The 23,295-nt window shown below is 71.4% G+C and carries 22 protein-coding genes; 14 read left to right on the forward strand and 8 right to left on the reverse strand.

Annotated elements, in window-relative coordinates:
• Positions 1-226: 226 nt before the first annotated feature.
• The 11 genes from ACTMTU_RS13305 (at position 227) to ACTMTU_RS13355 (ending at position 9,883) form a co-directional block, all read left to right on the forward strand.
• Positions 227-1,147: a Rossmann-like and DUF2520 domain-containing protein gene (locus ACTMTU_RS13305; protein ID WP_159689047.1), complete on the forward strand. Its 921-nt coding sequence runs from the start codon at positions 227-229 to the stop codon at positions 1,145-1,147.
• A complete protein-coding gene (gene panC / locus ACTMTU_RS13310; RefSeq protein ID WP_441263666.1) occupies positions 1,144-2,190 on the forward strand; it encodes a pantoate--beta-alanine ligase in 1,047 nt (348 codons plus the stop codon). The genes ACTMTU_RS13305 and panC overlap by 4 nt, the downstream gene beginning before the upstream one ends.
• The gene (locus tag ACTMTU_RS13315; RefSeq protein ID WP_441263667.1) at positions 2,187-3,899 is read left to right on the forward strand and encodes an L-aspartate oxidase; all 1,713 of its coding nucleotides are present in this window, start codon (positions 2,187-2,189) and stop codon (positions 3,897-3,899) included. The genes panC and ACTMTU_RS13315 overlap by 4 nt, the downstream gene beginning before the upstream one ends.
• A 2-nt stretch (positions 3,900-3,901) precedes the next feature.
• A complete protein-coding gene (nadC, locus tag ACTMTU_RS13320) occupies positions 3,902-4,906 on the forward strand; it encodes a carboxylating nicotinate-nucleotide diphosphorylase (protein WP_441263668.1) in 1,005 nt (334 codons plus the stop codon).
• Positions 4,906-5,703, forward strand: coding sequence for a type III pantothenate kinase (locus tag ACTMTU_RS13325; protein ID WP_441263669.1), 798 nt, complete (start codon positions 4,906-4,908; stop codon positions 5,701-5,703). The genes nadC and ACTMTU_RS13325 overlap by 1 nt, the downstream gene beginning before the upstream one ends.
• A gap of 116 nt (positions 5,704-5,819) precedes the next feature.
• The gene (locus ACTMTU_RS13330; protein ID WP_441263670.1) at positions 5,820-7,415 is read left to right on the forward strand and encodes a hypothetical protein; all 1,596 of its coding nucleotides are present in this window, start codon (positions 5,820-5,822) and stop codon (positions 7,413-7,415) included.
• Between the two features lie 172 nt (positions 7,416-7,587).
• A complete protein-coding gene (locus ACTMTU_RS13335) occupies positions 7,588-8,175 on the forward strand; it encodes a hypothetical protein (RefSeq protein ID WP_441263719.1) in 588 nt (195 codons plus the stop codon).
• Positions 8,176-8,189: 14 nt separating this feature from the next.
• Positions 8,190-8,363 (forward strand): hypothetical protein, encoded by a 174-nt coding sequence (locus ACTMTU_RS13340; RefSeq protein WP_189470355.1) that lies wholly within the window; start codon positions 8,190-8,192, stop codon positions 8,361-8,363.
• Positions 8,364-8,467: 104 nt separating this feature from the next.
• Complete coding sequence (locus ACTMTU_RS13345) at positions 8,468-8,863, forward strand: BlaI/MecI/CopY family transcriptional regulator (protein WP_005314115.1); 396 nt, start codon at positions 8,468-8,470, stop codon at positions 8,861-8,863.
• A gap of 10 nt (positions 8,864-8,873) precedes the next feature.
• Positions 8,874-9,401: an amino-acid N-acetyltransferase gene (locus ACTMTU_RS13350; RefSeq protein WP_005314113.1), complete on the forward strand. Its 528-nt coding sequence runs from the start codon at positions 8,874-8,876 to the stop codon at positions 9,399-9,401.
• Between the two features lie 146 nt (positions 9,402-9,547).
• The gene (locus tag ACTMTU_RS13355) at positions 9,548-9,883 is read left to right on the forward strand and encodes a histone-like nucleoid-structuring protein Lsr2 (protein ID WP_005314111.1); all 336 of its coding nucleotides are present in this window, start codon (positions 9,548-9,550) and stop codon (positions 9,881-9,883) included.
• Here the strand turns inward: ACTMTU_RS13355 and ACTMTU_RS13360 are convergent.
• Positions 9,862-10,428: an SCO3374 family protein gene (locus tag ACTMTU_RS13360; RefSeq protein ID WP_441263671.1), complete on the reverse strand. Its 567-nt coding sequence runs from the start codon at positions 10,426-10,428 to the stop codon at positions 9,862-9,864. The genes ACTMTU_RS13355 and ACTMTU_RS13360 overlap by 22 nt on opposite strands.
• Before the next feature lie 431 nt (positions 10,429-10,859).
• Between ACTMTU_RS13360 and ACTMTU_RS13365 the strand changes: the two genes are divergently transcribed.
• On the forward strand, positions 10,860-13,385 hold the full coding sequence (locus ACTMTU_RS13365; RefSeq protein WP_441263672.1) for an ATP-dependent Clp protease ATP-binding subunit: 2,526 nt from the start codon (positions 10,860-10,862) through the stop codon (positions 13,383-13,385).
• A gap of 561 nt (positions 13,386-13,946) precedes the next feature.
• Here ACTMTU_RS13365 and dacB read toward each other — a convergent pair.
• Entirely contained in the window at positions 13,947-15,545 is a 1,599-nt protein-coding gene (gene dacB / locus ACTMTU_RS13370) for a D-alanyl-D-alanine carboxypeptidase/D-alanyl-D-alanine endopeptidase (RefSeq protein ID WP_441263673.1), read from the reverse strand.
• A gap of 564 nt (positions 15,546-16,109) precedes the next feature.
• On the opposite strand from dacB, the gene ACTMTU_RS13375 reads away from it, so the two are divergent.
• Positions 16,110-16,787 carry a M23 family metallopeptidase gene (locus ACTMTU_RS13375; protein ID WP_441263674.1) on the forward strand — a complete coding sequence of 226 codons (678 nt, stop codon included), beginning with the start codon at positions 16,110-16,112 and terminating at the stop codon, positions 16,785-16,787.
• 96 nt (positions 16,788-16,883) lie between these two features.
• Here the strand turns inward: ACTMTU_RS13375 and cseC are convergent, their stop codons facing one another.
• The 6 genes from cseC to ACTMTU_RS13405 form a co-directional block, all read right to left on the reverse strand.
• Complete coding sequence (gene cseC, locus ACTMTU_RS13380) at positions 16,884-18,260, reverse strand: two-component system sensor histidine kinase CseC (protein ID WP_441263675.1); 1,377 nt, start codon at positions 18,258-18,260, stop codon at positions 16,884-16,886.
• Positions 18,261-18,311: 51 nt separating this feature from the next.
• Positions 18,312-19,016 (reverse strand): two-component system response regulator CseB, encoded by a 705-nt coding sequence (gene cseB, locus ACTMTU_RS13385; RefSeq protein ID WP_441263676.1) that lies wholly within the window; start codon positions 19,014-19,016, stop codon positions 18,312-18,314.
• 20 nt (positions 19,017-19,036) lie between these two features.
• On the reverse strand, positions 19,037-19,702 hold the full coding sequence (locus ACTMTU_RS13390; protein ID WP_441263677.1) for a hypothetical protein: 666 nt from the start codon (positions 19,700-19,702) through the stop codon (positions 19,037-19,039).
• A complete protein-coding gene (locus tag ACTMTU_RS13395; protein WP_441263678.1) occupies positions 19,690-20,262 on the reverse strand; it encodes a SigE family RNA polymerase sigma factor in 573 nt (190 codons plus the stop codon). Before ACTMTU_RS13395 ends, ACTMTU_RS13390 begins: the two co-directional genes overlap by 13 nt.
• 202 nt (positions 20,263-20,464) lie before the next feature.
• Positions 20,465-21,379 (reverse strand): A/G-specific adenine glycosylase, encoded by a 915-nt coding sequence (locus ACTMTU_RS13400; protein ID WP_441263679.1) that lies wholly within the window; start codon positions 21,377-21,379, stop codon positions 20,465-20,467.
• A gap of 221 nt (positions 21,380-21,600) precedes the next feature.
• Positions 21,601-22,254 carry a phosphatase PAP2 family protein gene (locus ACTMTU_RS13405; RefSeq protein WP_441263680.1) on the reverse strand — a complete coding sequence of 218 codons (654 nt, stop codon included), beginning with the start codon at positions 22,252-22,254 and terminating at the stop codon, positions 21,601-21,603.
• A 175-nt stretch (positions 22,255-22,429) separates the two neighbouring features.
• Here ACTMTU_RS13405 and ACTMTU_RS13410 point away from each other — a divergent pair, with 175 nt between their 5' ends.
• Positions 22,430-23,290 (forward strand): hypothetical protein, encoded by an 861-nt coding sequence (locus ACTMTU_RS13410; protein WP_441263681.1) that lies wholly within the window; start codon positions 22,430-22,432, stop codon positions 23,288-23,290.
• Positions 23,291-23,295 lie beyond the last annotated feature (5 nt).

The raw sequence follows: 23,295 nt of genomic DNA on the forward strand, positions 1-23,295 counted from the left end.
GTCCGTCCGCGGCGTCCGGGACGTCCGGGACGTCCGGTTCTGTCCGGTGGTCCCGGTCGTCCGGCTCCGCCTGCTTGCCGTACTCGTTCGTTCCGTTCGTGTCCGTCACGGTCCGATCATCGCCCACAGCCTGTGGACAACTGCGGGGCGCCGGAAACGCTGGCGTAGCATCGTGGACGAGAAATCGTCCGGTACCCGTGCGGACTGGAACGGAAGGCACCGCCGCGTGAATCCCACAGCACCACAGGAACCGCTCGACCCGCGGGACCGCCCCGCCCGGCTGACCGTCGGCGTGGTCGGAGCGGGCCGGGTAGGGCCCGCGCTCGCCGCGTCCCTGCAACTCGCCGGTCACCGGCCGGTCGCCGCGTCGGGAGTCTCCGACGCCTCCGTCCGCCGTGCCGCCGCCATGCTCCCCGACGTCCCGCTGGTGACGCCCGCGGACGTGCTGGCCCGCGCGGAGCTGGTGCTGCTGACCGTGCCCGACGACGCGCTCCCCGGCCTGGTGGAGGGTCTCGTCGAGACCGGTGCCGTACGGCCCGGGCAGCTGCTCGTGCACACCTCCGGCCGGTACGGCACCAAGGTGCTCGAGCCCGCGCTGCGGGCCGGGGCGCTGCCGCTGGCCCTGCACCCCGCGATGACCTTCACCGGCACGGCGGTCGACGTGCAGCGGCTGGCCGGCTGCTCGTTCGGCGTGACCGCGCCCGAGGAGCTGCGGCTGGCCGCGGAGGCGCTGGTCATCGAGATGGGCGGCGAGCCCGAGTGGATCGAGGAGCAGAACCGCCCGCTCTACCACGCGGCCCTCGCGCTCGGCGCGAACCACCTCGTCACGCTGGTCGCCCAGTCGATGGAGCTGCTGCGCGCCGCGGGCGTCGGCGCCCCCGACCGGATGCTCGGCCCCCTTCTCGGCGCCGCGCTGGACAACGCCCTGCGTTCCGGTGACGCCGCCCTGACCGGGCCGGTCGCCAGGGGCGACGCGGGCACCGTCGCCGCGCACGTCGCCGAGCTGCGCAAACACGCTCCCGCCGCCGTCGCCGGCTATCTGGCGATGGCCCGTACGACCGCCGACCGCGCCCTCGCGCACGGCATGCTCAAGCCGGAGCTCGCGGAGGACCTGCTGGGCGTGCTGGCCGAGGGGGACCTCCGATGAGCCGCGCCTTCGAGCTCGTACCGACCAGGGAGGACCTGCGGTACGTGGTGGAGCACCACGCCGTCCCCGGCCGCACCGCCGTCGTGATGACCATGGGCGCCCTCCATCAGGGACACGCCTCCCTGATCCGTACCGCCCGTGAGCGCGTCGGCCCCAAGGGCTTCGTCATCGTCACGGTCTTCGTCAACCCCCTCCAGTTCGGCGCGGGCGAGGACCTCGACCGTTACCCCCGCACCCTCGACGCCGACCTCCGGACCGCCGAAGAGGCGGGCGCCGACGTGGTGTTCGCCCCGTCCGTCGACGAGGTCTACCCGGGTGGGCAGCCGCAGGTCCGCATCACGGCAGGCCCCATGGGGGAGCGTCTCGAAGGCCGGACCCGCCCCGGCCACTTCGACGGCATGCTCACCGTCGTCGCCAAGCTGCTGCATCTCACCGGCCCGGATGTGGCGTTGTTCGGGCAGAAGGACGCCCAGCAGCTGGCCCTGATCCGCCGGATGGTGCGCGACCTGAACTTCCCGGTCGAGATCGTCGGCGTGCCCACCGTCCGCGAGGACGACGGCCTCGCCCTCTCCAGCCGCAACCGCTACCTGTCCGCCGGCGAGCGACACACCGCCCTGGCCCTCTCCCGCGCCCTGTTCGCGGCGGCCGACCGGCTCGCCGCCCAGCAGGCACTGCACGCGAGGGCCGAAGCGGTGCCGGCCGCGCCCACCCGCGCCGCCGCGCTCTCCAAGCTCGGCGAGGCCCGCGCGGCGGCGGACGCGCACGCGGTGGCCCAGGCATGGCCGCCCGTCGGCGCCGACGCCGTCCGGGCCGCGGCCCGGACCGTCCTGGACGAGGCGGCGAAGGCCAAGCCGCCGCTGGCGCTCGACTATGTGGCACTCGTCGACCCGGCGACCTTCGAGGAGGTGCCCGACGACCACAGGGGCGAGGCGGTCCTCGCCGTCGCGGCCAAGGTCGGCTCGACCCGCCTCATCGACAACATCCCGCTGGACTTCGGGACCGCGCATCCCGGGACCGCCCTGAACGACGGAGCCGCCAAGTGACCGGAATACGGCTGACCGCCCCCGCCCCGGGGTGGGCCATCGACGCGGATGTCGTCGTGGTCGGCTCGGGTGTCGCCGGGCTCACGGCGGCACTGCGCTGCGCGGCGGCCGGTCTGGACACGGTCGTCGTCACCAAGGCCCGCCTCGACGACGGTTCCACGCGCTGGGCGCAGGGCGGTATCGCCGCGGCGCTCGGCGACGGCGACACCCCGGAACAGCACCTGGAAGACACGTTGGTGGCGGGTGCCGGCCTGTGTGACGAGGCGGCGGTGCGGGCCCTCGTCACCGAGGGGCCCGACGCCGTGCGCCGGCTGATCGCCACCGGCGCGCACTTCGACACCGACCCGGCGTCCGGCGAGATCGAGCTGACCCGTGAGGGCGGCCACCACCGGCGCCGTATCGCGCACGCCGGTGGCGACGCGACCGGGGCCGAGATCTCCCGCGCCCTGGTCGACGCGGTCCGCGACCAGGGGCTTCGGACCATCGAGAACGCCCTGGTCCTCGACCTGCTCACCGACGCGGACGGGCGGACGGCGGGCATCACGCTGCACGTCATGGGCGAGGGCCAGCACGACGGCGTGGGCGCGGTCCACGCCCCGACGGTCGTGCTCGCCACCGGCGGCATGGGCCAGGTCTTCTCCGCGACCACCAACCCCGCCGTCTCCACCGGCGACGGCGTGGCGCTCGCGCTCCGCGCGGGCGCGGAGGTCTCGGACGTCGAGTTCGTGCAGTTCCACCCGACGGTGCTGTTCCTCGGCCGGGACAGCGAGGGCCAGCAGCCGCTGGTCTCCGAGGCGGTACGTGGCGAGGGCGCCCACCTGGTCGACGCGGACGGCGTCCGCTTCATGGTCGGACAGCACGAACTGGCCGAGCTCGCCCCGCGCGACATCGTCGCCAAGGGCATCATGCGCCGCATGCAGGAGCAGGGCGCCGACCACATGCTCCTGGACGCCCGCCACTTCGGCGCCGAGATGTGGGAGCAGCGCTTCCCCACGATCCTCGCCGCCTGCCGGGCCCACGGCTTCGACCCGGTGACCGAGCCGATCCCGGTCGCTCCCGCCGCCCACTACGCGTCCGGCGGCGTACGCACGGACCTGCAGGGCCGCACCACCGTCCCCGGTCTCTACGCCTGCGGCGAGGTCGCCTGCACCGGTGTCCACGGCGCCAACCGCCTCGCGTCCAACTCGCTGCTCGAGGGGCTCGTCTTCGCGGAGCGCATCGCCGCCGACATCGCCGCCAGGCGGCCCTGGCCGTCCGTCCCGCCCGCCGCGCCGCGTGAGCCCTCCCTGCTGCCGCTCATCGCCCCGGAGGAGCGCGCGGAGATCCAGCGGATCATGTCCCACGGCGCGGGCGTGCTGCGCTCGGCGGCGTCGCTCGCCGCTGCGGCCGCCGCCCTCGAGTCGGTGTACGTGACCGCCGTGCAGGAGCGCGAAGGCTCCGGGAAGACGGCGGAGCCCGGCGTCGAGTCGTGGGAGACCTCGAACCTCCTGTGCGTGGCCCGCGTGCTGACCGCGGCCGCCCTGGAGCGCGAGGAGACCCGAGGCTGCCACTGGCGCGAGGACCGTCCGGAGCGCGACGACGCCGAGTGGCGCCGCCATCTCGTCGTACGGCTCGCGCCGGACCGCCGGCTCGTCGTCCGGCACACCGACGGGACAGCCTTCCCGTCCACCGATACCTTGTCCGTCCCCGACGCACCCAGGGAGCCGTAACCGTGAGCACGCCCGATGAACGCCCGAGCCCCGTGGACGTACCGCTGATCCAGATCGGCGCCCCGGCCGGCGGCGGCTGCGGGGACGACTGCGGCTGCGCCGAAGAGGTCTACGAGTGCGGTCTGGACCCGGCGCTCGCCACGCTCCTCGCCGAGGCCGGGCTCGACCCCGTCCAGGTCGAGGACATCGCGCACCTGGCCATCGAGGAGGACCTGGACGGCGGCGTCGACGTGACGAGCGTCGCGACCGTCCCCCAGGACGCCGTCGCGACCGGCGACTTCACCGCCCGTGAGGCGGGCACGGTCGCCGGTCTGCGGGTCGCGGAGGCGATCCTGTCGATCGTCTGCACCACCGAGTTCGAGGTGGAGCGGCACGTCGAGGACGGCGACCGCGTCGAGGCGGGCCAGAAGCTCCTCTCCGTCACCGCGGGCACCCGCGACCTGCTGACCGGCGAGCGCAGCGCACTCAACATCCTGTGCCGTCTCTCCGGCATCGCCACGGCCACCCGCGCCTGGGCCGACGCCCTCGAGGGCACCAGGGCGAAGGTCCGCGACACCCGCAAGACCACGCCCGGCCTGCGGGCCCTGGAGAAGTACGCGGTGCGCTGCGGCGGCGGCGTCAACCACCGCATGTCGCTGTCCGACGCCGCGCTCGTCAAGGACAACCACGTGATCGCGGCCGGCGGCGTCGCGGCGGCCTTCAAGGCCGTGCGGGACCGCTTCCCGGACCTCCCGATCGAGGTCGAGGTGGACACCCTCGACCAGGTGCGCGAGGTCCTGGACGCGGGCGCCGACCTGATCCTGCTCGACAACTTCACCCCGGCCGCGACGGCGGAGGCCGTCACAGTCGTCGCGGGCCGCGCGGTCCTGGAGTCCTCCGGCCGGCTCGCGCTCGACAACGCCCGCGCGTACGCCGAGACCGGCGTCGACTACCTCGCCGTGGGCGCCCTCACGCACTCCTCGCCGATCCTCGACATCGGCCTCGACCTCCGCGAGGTCGAGAGCTGATGCTGCTCACCATCGACGTCGGCAACACCCACACCGTCCTGGGCCTCTTCGACGGGGAGGAGATCGTCGAGCACTGGCGCATCTCCACCGACTCCCGGCGCACCGCCGACGAGCTCGCCGTCCTGCTCCAGGGCCTGATGGGCATGCACCCGCTGCTCGGCGACGAACTCGGCGACGGCATCGAGGGCATCGCGATCTGCTCCACGGTCCCTTCCGTGCTGCACGAGCTCCGCGAGGTGACCCGCCGTTACTACGGCGACGTCCCGGCGGTCCTGGTGGAGCCGGGCATCAAGACCGGCGTGCCGATCCTGATGGACAACCCGAAGGAGGTCGGCGCGGACCGCATCATCAACGCGGTCGCCGCGGTGGACCTCTACGGCGGCCCCGCGATCGTCGTCGACTTCGGTACGGCGACGACGTTCGACGCGGTCAGCGCACGGGGCGAGTACACCGGCGGTGTGATCGCTCCGGGCATAGAGATCTCCGTCGAGGCGCTCGGCGTCAAGGGCGCGCAGCTGCGCAAGATCGAGCTTGCCCGCCCGCGGAGCGTGATCGGCAAGAACACCGTGGAGGCCATGCAGTCCGGCATCGTCTACGGCTTCGCCGGCCAGGTCGACGGTGTCGTCCAGCGGATGAAGCGCGAGCTGGCGGAGGACCCGGACGACGTGACGGTGATCGCGACGGGCGGTCTCGCCCCGATAATCCTCGGCGAGGCGACGGCGATCGACGAGCACGAGCCGTGGCTGACGCTGATCGGACTGCGGCTGGTGTACGAGCGCAACGTCTCCCGCATGTGAGGCCCGCCCGGTGACGTCCGGGCGGCCCGCGGGTGACCGTACAACCCTTCCTGCCCGACAGGGGTCTTGCTCCGCGGGCGGTGCACCGGTCCGCCCGTGGAGGGGGTAAACACAACATGAGCGGACGCAAGGCCGGCCTGCTGGCGGCTCTGGCGACGACGGCCTTGTTCGGCACGGCCCTGGGCGCGCCGGCCCAGGCCGCCCAGGCCGCGAACGACGTCACGCTGATCGAAATGGACGCGCAGGAGTCCTACTTCGCGCGGCCCGACGGCACCGACGTCAACAACCGTTTCCAGACGATCATCGCCGTGCGGCAGCCGGGAGGCGGCGAGGAGCGCGACGCGAAGAACGTGGTGGCCGTCTACGACGCGTCCGCCCTCAAGGGCAAGGTCACCCTCTCCGGCCTCGGACACCGCTGCACACGGCAGGACCATGTTGTCACCTGCCCGCAGGGGGACTTCTACGAGCGCACCTATGTGACGCCGTTCAGGATCAAGGCGGTCGCGGGAGCGGAGATCGGCGAGGCCGGACCGATCAAGGTCACGGTCACCAGTGACAACGCCGGCACGCTGACCAGGTCGACCCGTGTCTTCATCGGGGAGCACCAGCCGGTCTACCGGTCCCATGCCCCGTACACGGTGCCGGAATCGGAGCGGGGTTCGCTGCCCGCCATCACCCCTGCCTTCGGCAATGCCGGCCAGGTGGAGATGCCGACCGGCGTGGTGATGAGAGTCGCGGTGGGCGACGCGCTCGACTTCACGGGGGAGAGGTACAGCAACTGCCACTACGGAAAGGCCGTGGCCCACTGCGAGTTCCCCGGCCCGCTGACGCCGGGCACGGCGTACGAGACGGACGGCGACTTCGATGCCGTCACCGAGACGAAGCGCCGTGTGAAGGGGGCCTACGGCTACAGCGTCCGTCCCGTCGGGAACCCGCTCGAATACACGGACTACCGTCGTGAACCGAAAGGGAACGGCCGTGTGCTCGGTCTGAAGCCCGTGGACATCGGGACGCTGAGCCCGGGGGGCGGCCAACTGCCGTTCGTGACGGAGGGCGAGTGGACGACCGACTGGTCGCTCCATGGCGGGGATGCACCGGGCGATGCCTCCGGGGTGACCCTCGAGGGTGCGGTCGGCAGCTACGCGGAGGTCGAACTGCCGGTCCCCCGCAACCTGGGGCCCGACAACGCCGGCGACACGTATGTGCGTCAGGCTGTGGTGACCCTCCCCGAAGGGGTGTCCCTCGCTACGCCCGAACCGGGCAGCCATCCTTCGGAAATCGGCTACTGCGCCGCCGGGCGCTCCGCGGACGAGCCGATCCGCTGCGGGCTGAACAACTACTCCAACGTCCTGCGGGTGCACATCGACCGCAAGCCCGAGCAGGGCAGGCCGGGCACTCTGACGCTGGTGCTGCCGGACGGTGTGAACGACCCGGACCTGTCGAACAACACCGTTCCGGTGAGGCTCGAGGTGACCGGTGACGCGTCTCCCTCGGCGAGCCCGTCTCCGGCGCCGAGCGCCTCGCCGGGCCCGAACCCGAGCCCGAGCGCCTCGGCCGCGCCGGCGACCGGCGCCGGTCCCTCCGCCGCGGCGGGATCGCCGAACGGGAAGCTGGCCTCCACCGGTACCTCCGCGCTCGTGCTGATCGGTACGGCGTCGGCCGTGGCCGTGGCTCTGGGAGCCGCTCTGCTCCTGCGCCGTCGCCGGGCCTGAATCGGAGGGCGGGGACGCGGTGACGTGATCCGGGGTGCGCCCGGGCAACGCCCGGCCGCACCCCCGGGACCGCGTGGAGCCACGCCGCGCCCACGGGCGGGCATTAAGCGGATTTTGGGCAATTAGGACGTACTGTCGGGACATGCCCACGCCATACGGATCCCGTGGCGGCATGGCGTTCGGTGCGGACGAGCTGCGTGTGCTCCGACGCGCCCTCGCCGTCGCCCTTCACCCCGTCCCCTTGGCCGACGACGACGTCCGGGAATGTCTGCGCCTGGCCGACTCCGTCGATGAGGCGGTCCGCGAGGCAGGCCGGCTGCGTGCGTTCCTCGTCGCCGACCTCGCCCGCTACCGCGACGCCCTGCCCGGCACGGCCACCAGCTACCTGGAGCGCCTCCAGGACGCCCTCGCCGCCGGTTACGACCCCCGCCCGGACGATCTGGCGGCTCTGCGCGCCCTGCGCGGCAATCCGGCCGCCGCGGCCGTGCTGCGACGCTGTCAGGGCCTGGCGGAGCAGTCGGTGCGCGACCGGCTCGCCGGCCGCGTCGTCCACGTCCCGGCGCCCGCCCAGGCGCCCCGGCGTGCCCGGCTCCTCGCGCTCCCCGGCGGCCGTGCCGCCGACGCGCCGAAGCCCAGGCCGCAACCGCAGCCACAGCCGAAGCCGCCCGCGCCGGACGAGCGCCCCGTGCCCAAGCCCTCCGAGGTGTTCCCGCCGCGCCGTAAGCCCGTGCCCCCGCCGGAGCAGTGGGCCGTCGGCTAGTTACCCTGGACGGCATGGACTATGTTTCCGCGCTTGTGCCTCCCGTGGTGATGGCCGTGTTCTTCATCGGTCTGGTCGTGACGATCGTCAAGAGCCAGGGCGGTCCGAACAAGGCCAAGGAGGACGCCGCCGTGGACGCGGCGCTGGCCCGGACGGAGTCCGGTCCGCAGACCGGACGCGACAACTGAGGGCCGTCCCCGACGGCCGAGGACGCACGGTGGAATTCCCGCCGTGCGTCCTTTTTGTCACGTCAAAGGGCAGTTGATCCCGGATCTCCCACTATGGTGGTGGTGTGCCCCGCCAATTGGGAGAGCTCGAAGACGCCGTCATGACACGCATCTGGCAATGGAACCGGCCGGTGACGGTCAGGGAAGTCCTGGAAGACCTCCAGAAGGAACGGTCCATCGCCTACACCACCGTCATGACGGTAATGGACAATCTCCATCAGAAGGGCTGGGTCCGCCGGGAAGTCGAGGGCCGGGCCTATCGATATAGAGCGGTCTCCACCCGCGCCGCCTACGCGGCCGCACTGATGAACGAAGCCTGGTCCAAGAGCGACAACCCCGCAGCGGCTCTTGTCGCCTTCTTCGGCATGATGTCCCCCGAGCAGCGCGAGTCGCTGCAAGCCGCAGTGCGTCTCGTTCAGGGCAACGAGGCCGCCGAGGACCCCGGAGCAGCGGAGCGATAGCGTCGGGTCCATGCCTTATGCCGCAGCAAATGCCTTCACCGTCCGGCGCGCGAGGACCGGCGATGTGCCGGACGTGCGCCGGCTCGTGGACCCGTACGTCGGTGAAGGCATCCTGCTCGACAAAGCGACGGTGACTCTTTACGAAGCCATCCAGGAGTTCTGGGTCGCGGAACGCGACGAGGACGGCCTGGTCGTCGGCTGCGGCGCTCTCCACGTCATGTGGGAGGACCTCGCGGAAGTGCGCACTCTCGCGGTCGACCCGGCCTTCAAGGGCCACGGCATCGGACACCAGGTTCTCGAGAAGCTGGTGGCCACCGCGCGCAGGCTGGGAGTGCGCAGAGTTTTCTGCCTCACCTTCGAAGTGGACTTCTTCGGTAAGCACGGCTTCGTCGAGATCGGGGAGACTCAGACGCCCGTCGACACCGATGTCTACGCCGAGCTCCTGCGTTCCTATGACGAGGGTGTCGCCGAGTTCCTGGGTCTCGAACGAGTGAAGCCGAACACCTTGGGCAACAGCCGGATGCTTCTGCACCTGTGATCGCCACTAGAGCCCCGGATCCCTATGTCCGAATCGCGCACGTTTCCCGCGTTCTCGCGGTTCTGAACCTCTGTCAAGGGTTTGTGTTTTCCAAGGAAAAGCGGTTTCCTTTCCGCGTACTGCATTTTCGATGAAAGGAAATCCCGGTGGCACAGAAGGTTCAGGTCCTTCTTGTCGACGACCTCGACGGCGGCGAGGCGGACGAGACGGTGACGTTCGCACTGGACGGCAAGACCTACGAGATCGACCTCACCACCGCCAATGCGGACAAGCTCCGGGGTCTGCTCGAGCCGTACACGAAGAACGGCCGGCGTACCGGTGGCCGTGCGGCGACCGGGCGTGGCAAGGGCCGTGCGACGACGGGCGGCAACAAGGACACCGCCGAGATCCGCGCCTGGGCGAAGGCGAACGGCTTCGAGGTCAACGACCGCGGCCGTGTCCCCGCGACGGTCCGTGAGGCTTACGAGAAGGCCAACGGCTGACTCGTCGCCCGTCGCGTATTCGTACGCGCCGTACGCGTCAGCCGGGCGCGGTGGCACTCGGTGGCCGCCGTGTCCACCAGCCGTACGAGATCGGGGGCATCCCCACTGCCCCCGAGGCCGGCGAGAGCGGGCAGCTGTGCCTCGCGCCCCGGCGCGGGGGGCCGCAGCCACATGGCGGCCCGACCGGTACCAGGACGCCCGGGCGGCGGCGGGGCGGTCATCGCTCCGCCCGTGCCGAGGGCGGTCAGGTCCAGATCGACACCGCCCCATTCCAGCCAGTCGAGCAGCCCCGGCAGCTCCTCCGCGCTTCCCGGAGCGACCAGCAGCCGCATTCTCTGCCCCATGAGCGCGACCGGCCCGGTGCGGGCGACCCGGCGGAGCACCGCCGCTCCGGCGTCCGCCGGCAGGTCGAGCACATCGAACCGCACCCCCGTCGTGAGCAGCACGGGACTGCCCTCCGTCGCCGCCCAGCCGAGTTCGCTGCGGTACCACTGCGCGGCGCCGCACTCGAAGGGTGCGCGGGGGGACGGCACGGTGAAGGGCATGTTCCGCAAACTCCGCAGGCCCGATGATGGTTACGCACTGTGTCGGAGTCATTGCTCAACGTGGCGGATTCGGGGGCGCGCACACGCACGGAACGGCGCAAGGTTGTTCGCCCGTAGCTGAGGGACGGGGTGCACGCTGCATGGACTGTCGGTGGCAGCGGGTAAGACATTCCTAGTGGGGAGGGGCGACACGCTCGCAGGGCAGTCTCACGTTCGCCATCGGCGTAGTGGCGGTGGGGGTAACTGCCTGGCCTGCGGGAACATCGTCTCGCACCATCGGGTTGGAGCAGTTGTCGGCGTTCAGGGGTCAGGAGGCCACAGACGGGTGTCGGCAGTTGGAATGAGCGGTCCCCGCTTGCGGGACTAAGCTGCGGAAGGACAGGGAGGGGACCGACCCCTTACTGCCTGACCGCTCTGAGGAGCGATTAACGATGTTCGAGAGGTTCACCGACCGCGCGCGGCGGGTTGTCGTCCTGGCTCAGGAAGAAGCCCGGATGCTCAACCACAACTACATCGGCACCGAGCACATCCTCCTGGGCCTTATCCACGAGGGTGAGGGTGTCGCCGCTAAGGCCCTGGAGAGCCTCGGGATTTCGCTCGAGGCGGTCCGCCAGCAGGTGGAGGAGATCATCGGCCAGGGCCAGCAGGCCCCGTCCGGTCACATCCCCTTCACGCCCCGTGCCAAGAAGGTCCTGGAGCTGTCGCTCCGCGAGGCTCTTCAGCTGGGCCACAACTACATCGGCACCGAGCACATCCTGCTCGGCCTGATCCGCGAGGGCGAGGGCGTCGCCGCCCAGGTCCTCGTGAAGCTGGGCGCCGATCTCAACCGGGTGCGGCAGCAGGTCATCCAGCTGCTCTCCGGATACCAGGGCAAGGAGGCCGCCACGGCAGGCGGCCCGGCCGAGGGCACTCCTTCGACCTCCCTCGTCCTCGACCAGTTCGGCCGGAACCTCACCCAGGCCGCTCGTGAGTCCAAGCTCGACCCGGTCATCGGGCGCGAGAAGGAGATCGAGCGGGTCATGCAGGTGCTGTCCCGCCGTACCAAGAACAACCCGGTCCTCATCGGCGAGCCCGGCGTCGGTAAGACGGCGGTCGTCGAGGGCCTGGCGCAGGCCATCGTCAAGGGCGAGGTGCCCGAGACCCTCAAGGACAAGCACCTCTACACCCTGGACCTCGGCGCGCTGGTCGCCGGCTCCCGCTACCGCGGTGACTTCGAGGAGCGCCTGAAGAAGGTCCTCAAGGAGATCCGCACCCGCGGCGACATCATCCTGTTCATCGACGAGCTCCACACCCTGGTGGGTGCGGGCGCCGCCGAGGGTGCGATCGACGCCGCGAGCATCCTCAAGCCGATGCTGGCGCGAGGCGAGCTGCAGACCATCGGCGCCACCACGCTCGACGAGTACCGCAAGCACCTGGAGAAGGACGCAGCGCTCGAGCGCCGCTTCCAGCCGATCCAGGTCGCGGAGCCGTCGCTGCCGCACACCATCGAGATCCTCAAGGGTCTGCGCGACCGTTACGAGGCCCACCACAGGGTCTCCATCACGGACGAGGCGCTGGTCCAGGCCGCCACCCTGGCCGACCGGTACATCTCGGACCGCTTCCTGCCGGACAAGGCGATCGACCTGATCGACGAGGCCGGCTCCCGGATGCGCATCCGCCGGATGACCGCGCCGCCGGACCTGCGCGAGTTCGACGAGAAGATCGCCGGTGTCCGCCGCGACAAGGAGTCCGCGATCGACTCCCAGGACTTCGAGAAGGCAGCTTCGCTCCGCGACAAGGAGAAGCAGCTGCTGGCGGCGAAGGCCAAGCGGGAGAAGGAGTGGAAGGCCGGCGACATGGACGTCGTCGCCGAGGTCGACGGCGAGCTGATCGCCGAGGTCCTCGCGACCGCCACCGGCATCCCGGTCTTCAAGCTGACCGAGGAGGAGTCCTCGCGTCTGCTGCGCATGGAGGACGAGCTCCACAAGCGCGTCATCGGGCAGAAGGACGCCATCAAGGCCCTCTCGCAGGCCATCCGCCGTACGCGAGCCGGTCTGAAGGACCCGAAGCGCCCCGGTGGCTCGTTCATCTTCGCCGGCCCGTCCGGTGTGGGTAAGACCGAGCTCTCCAAGACGCTCGCCGAATTCCTCTTCGGTGACGAGGACGCGCTGATCTCCCTCGACATGTCGGAGTTCAGCGAGAAGCACACGGTTTCCCGTCTCTTCGGTTCGCCCCCCGGATACGTGGGCTACGAAGAGGGCGGCCAGCTCACCGAGAAGGTCCGCCGGAAGCCGTTCTCCGTCGTCCTCTTCGACGAGGTCGAGAAGGCCCACCCCGATATCTTCAATTCCCTTCTGCAGATCCTGGAGGACGGTCGTCTGACCGACTCCCAGGGCCGCGTCGTGGACTTCAAGAACACGGTCATCATCATGACGACCAACCTCGGGACCCGGGACATCTCCAAGGGCTTCAACCTGGGCTTCGCCGCCCAGGGCGACGTCAAGTCGAACTACGACCGGATGAAGGTCAAGGTCAACGAAGAGCTGAAGCAGCACTTCCGGCCCGAGTTCCTCAACCGTGTCGACGACACGGTCGTCTTCCACCAGCTCACCGAGGAAGACATCATCCAGATCGTCGACCTCATGATCGCCAAGGTGGACGAGCGTCTGAAGGACCGCGACATGGGCATCGAGCTCAGCGCCACGGCCAAGTCGCTCCTCGCCAAGAAGGGCTACGACCCCGTCCTGGGCGCCCGGCCGCTGCGCCGGACGATCCAGCGCGAGATCGAGGACATCCTGTCGGAGAAGATCCTCTTCGGCGAGCTGCGCCCCGGTCACATCGTGGTCGTGGACACCGAGGGCGAGGGTGAGGAGAAGAAGTTCACCTTCCGCGGCGAGGAGAAGTCGGCTCTGCCCGACGTCCCGCCGATCGAGCAGGCGGCCGGTGGCACCGGTCCGAACCTGTCGAAGGACGCGTAACGGCCCTGCCGGGCCGGCTGACGTGACGGGGCGGGCCCCGGACCCACAAGGTCCGGGGCCCGCCCCTTTCGCGTGCCGCGACGCGCCGCGCGTGTGCCGCCTGGTGCCTTGCCGGGCCGAGGGCCGCGAGGCGTGCCGTGCCAGGTCCCTGCGTGCTGGCTGGTGCCCTGGCAGCCAGGGCACCATCCCGCTGTTGTCCGGCGGCCGTGACAGGGTCAGCAGGCGTGCCGTGCCAAGGCTCTGCGTGTGCCGCCTGGGTACTCCGGCCCGCCAGGGGCCCGCTGCCCCTGGCGGGCCCTGTCCGGAGGCCGTGACAGGGTTGGCGGGGGCCTCGCCAAGGGACTGCGTGCGCTGCCTGGCGCCGAGGAGGGCCAGGAGCCGCCCGCTCTCGGCGGGGCACTGTCAGCGCTCGGGTGGCGTGCCATGCCGAGGCCGTGCTCTGCCTGGTCGGGCCGGTCCGCCCGACCAGGCGGTGGGCGGGCGTGCCATGTCAAGGCCCTGCGTGTGCTGCCCGTGCCGTGCTGAGCCGGCCCCCGCTGGCGTCGGCGGGACCCGGCAGGGTCAGCAGGAGGCGGGCTTGCGCCAGGAGCATTCCAGTGAGGCATCGGGCTCCGCGGTGCGGGCACGCGGGGGCGACGTGGGCACGATCGTGCCCGCCGCGGTGTCCGAGGACGCCAGGGTGACGACCAGCGCGTCCTCGATGCTCTTCACCGAGGAGGCGAGGTAGTTGTTGAGGACGACGCTGTAGACGAGTTCGCGTCCCGCGGCGTCGGTGACGTATCCCGACAGCGCGGAGGCACCCGTCAGCGAGCCGGTCTTGCCCCGGGCGTTGAGGGCGGCCGGGGTGCCGCACATACGGGAGCGCAGCGTTCCGCCCACGGCGCGGTCGGGGGCGCAGGCCACCGGCAGGGACGCGTACCAGTCGGCGAACCAGGGGGCGTCGCGGACGGAGAGCAGGAGGGTCGCCAGCTCGGCCGCCGGGAACATGTTCATCCGGGACAGTCCGGAGCCGTCGGCCTGGCGGAGGGTGGAGGTCCTGACGCCCTCCTTCTCCAGCTGGGCGCCGATCGCGGCGAGGCCCGCGTCCCAGGTGCCCCGGCCGGACGCCCGATGCCCCATCTCCTTGGTGAGCGCCTCCGCGTGCATGTTGTTGGAGAGCTTCATGAACGGGTGCATCAGTTCGCTGAGCGGCATGGAGCGGTGCGAGGCGAGCGTGCGCGCCCCGGCGGGGGTCGGGCGGCCCAGACGGGGAGTGCCCGAGACCCGTACGCCGTGCTCGGCAAGCGCGTCGGCGAACACGGCGGCCGCGTAGCCGGTCGGTTCCCAGACCGCGATCCACTCCTTGGCGGCTGCCGAGCCGACGGGGACGTCACCGCTGATCGTGAGCCTGTTCGTGCCGTGGTCCCGGGAGACGGCCAGGGTGTCCGGCCGGCCCGCCTCGACAGTGGTGGCGCTGACGTCGAGGCGTACGTAGTCGGTGGGCGGGGTCAGTGTCACGCGGGGGCGCTCGCCCGGCCGGGCGCCCGGGGCGACCTCGACGACGACGGTGCCGGAGTCGTAATCGGTATCGGGCGCGAGGGTGAGCGCCGAGATCTGTGCGGAGTAGTAGGCGGACTCGTCGTCGGCCGCCCAGGACCGGCCGAGGCGCTGGTCGTCGAAGCGGGTGTCGTCGGCGACGAGGCGCCCGGTGACGCGTTTGATGCCGGACGCCGCGACGTCCGCCGCGAGGGCTCGGTAGTCGGCCGCGAGCAGGGTGGGATCGCCGCTGCCGCGAAGGTACAGGTCGCCGGTGAGAGTGGCGCCCTCGCGGCGGCCGGTGGTCAGCACGTCGGTGCTGAAGCGGTGGTCCGGGCCCAGTACGGCCATGGCGGCGGCGGAGGTGGCGAGCTTGGTGTTGGACGCGGGCATCAGACGGTCGCCGCTGTCGCGCTGGTAGAGGCGCTCACCGGTGGCGGCGTCGGCGACCACGACGCTCACGGCGCCACCGTCGATCCTGGGGTCCGCGAGGACCTTGTCGAGGGCGCCCTTGAGGCCGGTGTCGGAGGGGCCGGCCCCGGCCGGCGAGCTCCAGGTGAGCGTGCAGACGAGGCCGGCGGCGAGCGGCCAGATCCATGCGCGGCGCAGCGCGCGGTGACGGATACGAACCACGGGTCTACTCATGGCACAGGAGGATCCCGGAAGCGGATCCTTCCCGGAAGGACGCGCGGCGGGCCTTCCGGGCGGTGAAAAGGGCTGAATTCTGTGGCCCCGGTCACCTCACGGCCCCTTTTCCAGTGTGGTCCGGAGCACTTTCCCATGGCTGTCGCGCGTGGCCTGGCTCACGATTCCGGACCCCCGGAAGGGGCCCCTCCGTGACAAGGCGCACAGGCGTTTTGGGTACTACTAGGTGGATTAGTGATCGGAATATCCGTTTTGTCCCTCACGGGGGATCCGGCCGGCCCGGGGCTTTCCGTCTCCTCGTCCGCGGGTCCGGCCGCAGGGCGTCTCTCCCGGGGCCCGTGGCCAGGACGTGCGGTTAAACCGGTCGGTCCCGGGCATACGAGGCCCCGCTTTCCGGCGGTGCGCGCGCCTCGGCCGGGAGTCAAGAGGCGTATTTCCGCGGATGCCACTACGACGCAATGTCGTAGTTGGGGGGTTTGAGGCGACTTGGGAGCACGGGTTACCAATGTGGAGCCAGCCCGGTGCGGATGCATCGGGTCCATTCATGCCCGGAGGTTCTCCCGTATGTCGAAGCGCACCATGATCCACCAGCTCCGCCCGTCCGTGCTCCGTACCCGTGGTGCTGTCGTGGCCGCCGGAATGGGTGCCGTGATGGTCGTCGGAGCCGGTGCGGGTGTCGCCTCCGCCGACGCGGGCAAGGCGGCCAAGCCGGCCGTCGTGGACGCCGCCTCTGCCGTCGCCGCCCAGGCCGACGCCCAGGCGAACGCCGCGAAGGCGAAGGCCGCCAAGAAGACCGCCAAGAAGAAGCCCGTCAAGAAGGCCCCGGCGTGGGTCAAGCCGGTCGGCAAGTACACGCTGACCGCGAGCTTCGCGCAGGGTGGCGCCATGTGGTCCGCCAAGCACTCCGGCCAGGACTTCGCGGTGCCGATCGGCACGCAGGTCAAGGCGGTCGGCGCCGGTACCGTCGTCAAGGCGGGCCCGAACGGCGGCGGCGACGGCCCCGCCTACGGCAACGCCATCGTGATCAAGCACAACAACGGCAAGTACTCCCAGTACGCCCACCTGTCGAAGATCAACGTGAACGTGGGCGCGAAGGTGAAGACCGGCCAGAACATAGCCAAGTCCGGCAACACCGGTAACTCCTCCGGCCCGCACCTCCACTTCGAGATCCGCACGACGCCGAACTACGGCTCTGCGCTCAACCCGATGTCGTTCCTGCGCTCCGCCGGCGTCAACCTGTGACGCACGCCTGAGCCCGCCCCGTCGCACAGCGCCGGGTGATCAGAAGGCCCCGCCCTGCCCGGGCGGGGCCTTTGTGCGCCCGGACACGCCAGGGGCTCAACCGCGGCGTTTCAGCCGGGGCCGCTTCAGCCTCTTCGGCCGCTCCGGATCCCGGTCCTCCGCCGGTGTCAGCACCGGGAAGCTCCCGGTGTTCGTCGGCGCGTGCTCGGGAAGCCAGAGCACCGCGATCGCCCCGCCGGAGGCCCCCAGCGGTGTCGCCCCCTCCGGCGCGGCGTTCCGGAACGTCAGCCTCGCCCCGAGCACCCGCGCCTGACCGGCCGCGATCGTGAGGCCCAGACCGTGCCCCGTACCCGCACGGTCGCTGGCACCCGTGCGGAACCGGCTCGGTCCCTCCCGCAGCACCGACTCCGGGAATCCGGGTCCGTGGTCCCGTACCCGCACCACCCGGCCCTCGACGGTGACCTCGATCGGGCCCTTGCCGTACTTGGCCGCGTTGGTGAGCAGATTGCCGAGGATGCGCTCGAGACGCCGGGGGTCGGTGCTCACCCAGGAGTTGTGCACCACCCGGACCTCCGCCTCAGGGTGGAACACGGCGACCCTGCGCCCGACGAACTCGCCCAGCTGGATCTCCTGGAGCTCGGCCCGCTCGGAGGCGCTGTCGAGCCTGGCCACCTCCAGCACGTCCTCCACCAGCGTCCGCATGGCCTGCGCCCGGTCCCGTACGAGCTCGGTCGGGCGCCCGGGCGGCAGCAGCTCGGCCGCCGTGAGCAGCCCCGTGACCGGTGTGCGCAGTTCGTGAGCGATGTCCGCGGTGACCCGGCGCTCCGCCTCGATCCGTTCGTTGAGGGCATCGGTGAGCGCGTCGACGGCCCGCGCCAGATCGTCGGTCTCGTCGCGCACGACGCCGCCGATGGCGTCCCGCACCCGGACCTCGTGGTTGCCCTCGGCGACATTGCCCGCCGCCGCGGCCGCCTTGCGCAGCCGGCGTGAGAGCTGCCCGCCGATCAGGACGCCCAGCGCGGAACCGCCCAGTACGACCGAGACCGAACCGATGATCAGCGCCCGGTCCAGGTCCTGCATGATCTCGGCGCTGCGCCCGGCGAACGCCGTGTGCAGGGAGAGCACGTCACCGCCGGCCAGGGGCACGGCGGCCCAGATCTCGGGCGTCCCGTCGTGGCCCTCGTCGATGTACGAGCCGCGCCGCTTCTCCCGCATCAGCCGCTGGAGCTCGTCCGGCAGCGCGGGATCGTTGATCTTGCTGTTGAAGCGCGGGTCCTTGTTCTTGGACGTCTCGTACCAGCGCTGCGCCAGCAGGACCCGGTCCATCTGGACGTCGCGGGCGTTGTCGAGCATGGAGACCCGGGCGGCGTTGTGCACGACCAGGCTGAGCGCCATGGCGATCAGCGCGCCGACCGCCGCGATCGCGATGCTGATCTTCCAGCGGACGCCGGTGCGCAGGACGAGACGCCTCATGCGGTGGGACTCTCCTCGGCGAAAGGTGCTGCGGCACCCATACGGCGTGCCTCAGGCCTTGAGCTTGTAGCCGAAGCCGCGGACCGTCTCGATCCGGTCCTGGCCGATCTTGGTGCGCAGGCGCTGGACATGGACGTCCACGACCCGGGTGTCGCCGCCCCAGCCGTAGTCCCAGACCCGGTCCAGCAGCTTGTCGCGGGAGAGCACGGTGCCGGGGGCGGACGAGAACTCCAGCAGCAGCCGCATCTCGGTCGGCGTCAGCGACACCGGCGTGCCGGCCCTGCGCACCTCCATGCCCTCGGTGTCCACCTCGAGGTCGCCGAAGGTCAGCGCGCCGCCCTGCTCCTGCCGTCCCGCGGGGCCGCCGTCGCCCGCGGGGCCCGAGGCATGGCCGAAGCGGCGCAGCACGGCACGGATACGGGCGACGAGCACGGCGCCGTCGAAGGGCTTGGTGACGTAGTCGTCCGCCCCGGCCTCCAGGCCGAGCACCACGTCGATCGAATCGGCGCGCGCCGAAAGCATGATCACGGGCACCGTCGACTCGTCGCGGATCCGCCGGCACAGGCTCACCCCGTCGAGGCCGGGCACCATCACGTCCAGCAGCGCGATGTCGGGCCGGTCCGCCCGGAACGCCTCGAGGCCGAGCAGCCCGTCGGGCACAGCGGTGACCGCGAAGCCGTCGCGCTCGAGGGCGAGCTGCGTGGCCTCGCGGATGACATCGTCGTCCTCGACGAACAGGACATGGGTCTCGGCCATCCGGCGCTCTCTCAGTTCTCTCAGTTGCCGCTCGGCGCGGGAGCCTCGGAGGCGACCACCTCGCCCTCGCCGACCGCCCTGCTGAATTCGTTGCGCACCCAGAACTCCCGGGTGAACCTGCCCGCCGACCAGCGGTAGGTGCTCACTTCCTCGCCGGACGGCTCCGCCACCGGGTCGTCCTTGGCGTACACCTGCTTGGTCACCACCAGATCGCCCCGGTCGACCGCCGCGTAGACCGCGGGCTCCTCGACGGAGAACACGTTCTCGTAGGTCTTTCCGGTCTCCCGGTACACATACGTGCCCATGCCGACCGCGTCACCGCAGGTCAGCACGTTGACGATGACGTCGGGCGTGTCATTTCCGGTGAGTACCGCGTACGAGGTGTCGACGGGGTACGAGTCCTTGGCGCACGGCCGCAGATCCGCCTTGACCCGGGCGCTGACCTTCGGGTCGGCCATCAGCAGCTTGACCGCGTCCACCGACTCCGTGAAATGGCCCGCGTCACCGGCCGACGGCACCGGGGCCGCCCTGCTCGCGGTCTGTGAGGGCGCCGCACCCTCGTCCTCCACCCCCGTGCCCCCGGTGGAACAGCCGGCGGCGAACAGCGCCGCGGCGACGAGCCCGGCCGTCGCCGTGCCGCTCGCCGCCATGGTCCTGCTGCTGCCCTTGCCTGTCAGGCCGCGCACCGCTCCCGCTCCCGTCCGTCATGCCGATCGGCACGCCGCGCCTCGTACCGCTCCAGGGTGCGGGCGTCCAGCTCCCGTGCCTCGAGCTCCTGGCGGAGCCGGGCGAGCGCCCGGTGCAGCGTGCTCTTCACCGTACCGGCCGACATTCCGAGCGCGGCGGCGGTCTCCTCGGTGCTCATCTGCTCCCAGTGCCGCAGCACCACGACGCTGCGCTGCTTGGGCGCCAGCACTCCGAGCACGTCCATCAGCAGAGCCCGGTCCGCACGCTGCTCGCTGCCGTCCTCGACGCTGGCGTCGGGCAGCTGCTCGGTGGGGACCTCTTCGAGCTTGCGGGCCCGCCACCACTCGGTGCGCGTATTGATCATCACGCGGCGAAGGTACGCGTCGGCGAGCGACTTGTCCGCGATTCCGTCCCACCGGCCGTAGGTGCGTACGAGCGCGGTCTGGAGCAGGTCCTGTGCGTCGACCGGGTCGGGGACGAGGCGGCGGGCGCTGCGCAGCAGCGCCTCCTGCCTGGTGCGTACGTACTCCTCGAAGTCGAGCACCTCGCCGTGCGCCATTCCAACCGCCTCCGTCCCCGTGACCAAGCTCTGCGTGCTTTGCCGCTCTTGTGTTTCTCCTGCGTCACAAGAAGCTACGGAGGCGTTGTCACGGCACTGTGCGGAGCAGCCGTCGGAGGGCGCACGGCCATCCATCGGTTGTGTAACAGCGGATGTTTCAGGTGGGGGGTGAGTGGGGTAAAGACTTCGGCCCCGTGCCCGCTCAGGTCAGCGGGAGACGGTAGTGACCGTTCTCCAGCGGCTCGACCAGTCCGTCGGCGACCAGCCCGTCCAGAGCACGGCCCCGCTGCATCGGCTCGTGCCAGACGGCGTCCAGGGCCGACTGCGGCACCGGTGTCACGGCCTCGCGCAGCACGGCGAGCAGCTTGCCGCGGACCTGCCGGTCCGTGCCGACGTACGTCTGGCCGCGTCGTGCGGGACCCACGTGCGCCGGCTTGCCGGCCAGCCGCCAGGCACACCGCTCCGCGATCGGGCAGCGCGCGCAGTCCTCGTTCTTGGCGGTGCACACCAGCGCGCCCAGCTCCATCGAGGCCGCCGCCCAGCGGGCCGCGGTCCGCTCCTCCTCCGGGAGGAGCATGCGGGCCAGCTTGCGCTCGGCCGCCGTCGTCGCGTTCGGCGGGTACTGGATGCCCGTCGCGGCGCGCGCGAACACCCGCCGGACGTTGGTGTCCAGGACGGCGTGCCGCTGCCCGTACGCGAAAGAGGCCACGGCCGCCGCCGTGTACTCGCCGATCCCCGGCAGCGCGAGCAGCTGCGCGTGGTCGGTCGGGACCTCACCGCCGTGCCGCTCCGTTATCGCCTGCGCGGCGCCGTGCAGGCGCAGGGCCCGCCTGGGGTAGCCGAGCCGGCCCCAGGCACGGACGGCTTCACCGGGGGCCTCCTCGGCCAGGTCGGCGGGGCGCGGCCAGCGGGCCAGCCACTGCTCGTACACGGGCAGGACCCGGGTCACCGGGGTCTGCTGCAGCATGAACTCGCTCACCATCACGCCCCATGCGCCTGCTTCGGGGCGACGCCAGGGCAGGTCACGGGCGTGCTGTTCGAACCAGGCGATGACGGGGGTGTGGAGCGAGGCGGGGTCGACGGCTACGGACGTCTGGGTTTCGTGAGTGACAGTCATGGCACACCGATCCTGGCACGTCCGCCGGTGTGCACGCCGCATACACGGGCTCCGGCAAGCCCACGGGGCGTGTCCGCCGCCGGCCGCCGCGGGGGACGCGGCGGCCGGCGGGTCCCGGGTGTGCCGTCACGTGGCGCCCGGGCGGCCCGGAAGCCGCCGGGCGCGCTCCCCCCGCGCCGGAGCGGGGCCGCTCCCCAGGGGCGAAGGAGCCCCCGAAAGTGTCAGGCGCGGGGCTCGTACGCCTGCGGCGCGGCCGCCTGCGCCGGTGCCTGGCCGGGGCCGGCGAACCAGACCACGAGCGGCGTGCGGCTCATCCGCATCGTGCCCAGCAGCGCCGCCGCCGCACGGACCAGCACCAGGGTGAACACCGTCGCGACGAGGGCGCCGACCACCAGCCCCACCAGCACGTCATGCGGGTAGTGCACGCCGACGAAGACCCGGGAGAACGCCATCAGCAGGGCCATCGGCACCGTGAGCAGCGCGATCCGGGGCCACGCGAGGGCCAGGGCGACGGCCGCCGCGCCCGCGATCGCCGCGTGATTGCTGGGGAACGACCAGTCGCCGGTCGGCGGGCAGGGCACCAGTGCCGCCGCAGCGTCCGCGACCGTGCGGCACGGGCGTTCCTCGTCCACGACCGACTTCAGGGACTCGCTGACGACGTAGCCGGCGGCCGTCGCGAGCGGTGCGAGCACCGCGAGGGCGACGGCACGGTTGTCGCCCGCGCGCGACCGCCACCAGGCCACCACGTACAGCACTCCGAAGAGCAACAGCCCCGCCTCCGTCCAGAGTTCGGCGACGTGCTGCACCCAGGAGGGAGTCGTGTGGGCGAAGTCGATGATGTCCCGGTAGAGATCGCGGGTGATGCTGCTGTCCATGGTCAGGGACCGTACCTTCCCTGCGGCGGCGGTCACCCGGGGCCATCGGACAGGGCCACCCCCGACGAAAGTAACGGCCTTGCGGGGCGGGGTCCGTGATGATGATCGGCAGAGTTCGGAAGTATGGCGGCGGGTACGGCGGGAGTTGGGCCGGATCTCTCGTAGAGTTTGAGCCGTGGGATCTCTGCGCAATCCGATCGGGCCGCTCCCCTCCTCCATCTACTGGCGACGGAGGGCAGTCGCGGCGTCGCTGGTTGCGCTCATCGCGGTACTGATCGTCTGGGCGGTCGGTTCGGCGGGAGAGGGCGGCGGCAGCGACGACAAGGGCGCCGGGGGTACGTCTCCCCTTCCCTCGATCACGCCGGGGCCCGGCCAGTCGGGGCCCGCGATCAGCGAACAGCCGGGCGGGCGTGACGAATCGGACGCCGGCGCGGACAACGGCGGTAACGGGTCCGGGAGTTCGAGCGGTTCGAGCGGTACCGGCGACTCCTCGGGCGGTGCTTCCGGCGGAGCGACGAGCGGCACGACCGGCGGCTCGTCCGACGGTGGCACGGACGGCGGCGGCGCGGACGGCGGCGCCGGCGGTACGGCCGGCGGTGGTTCGGCCGGCCGCCCCGTACCGGCGGGCTCGACGCTCCCCGACTGCGCCCCGGGATCACTGAAGTTGACGCTGCGCAGCGCGAAGGTCGCCTACGAGCCGGGGGAGAACCCGTCGTTCCGGCTCGTCGTCACCAACTCCTCGGCGACGACGTGCAAGGCCGACTTCGGCCCGAAGGCGGCCGTGTTCACCGTCACCGACGCCGAGGACGAGTCCGTCTGGTCCACCAAGGACTGCCCGCGCCCGGCCGGGAGCCGGCTGCTCCAGGTCCCGGCGAAGTCCACGATCACGCACACCGTGGAGTGGGACCGCAAGCGGAGCGCGCCGCAGTGCGCGACGCCGACGGCGGGCGCGGTAGGCCCGGGCACCTACTTGGTGGAAGCGACGTTCCCGGGCACGACGGTGCTGCCGGCCTCGTTCCGTCTCGACAAGGTCTGAGCCCA

Origin of the sequence: Streptomyces sp. OZ13, assembly GCF_052068155.1 — a bacterium.
In the GTDB taxonomy this organism is placed as follows: domain Bacteria; phylum Actinomycetota; class Actinomycetes; order Streptomycetales; family Streptomycetaceae; genus Streptomyces.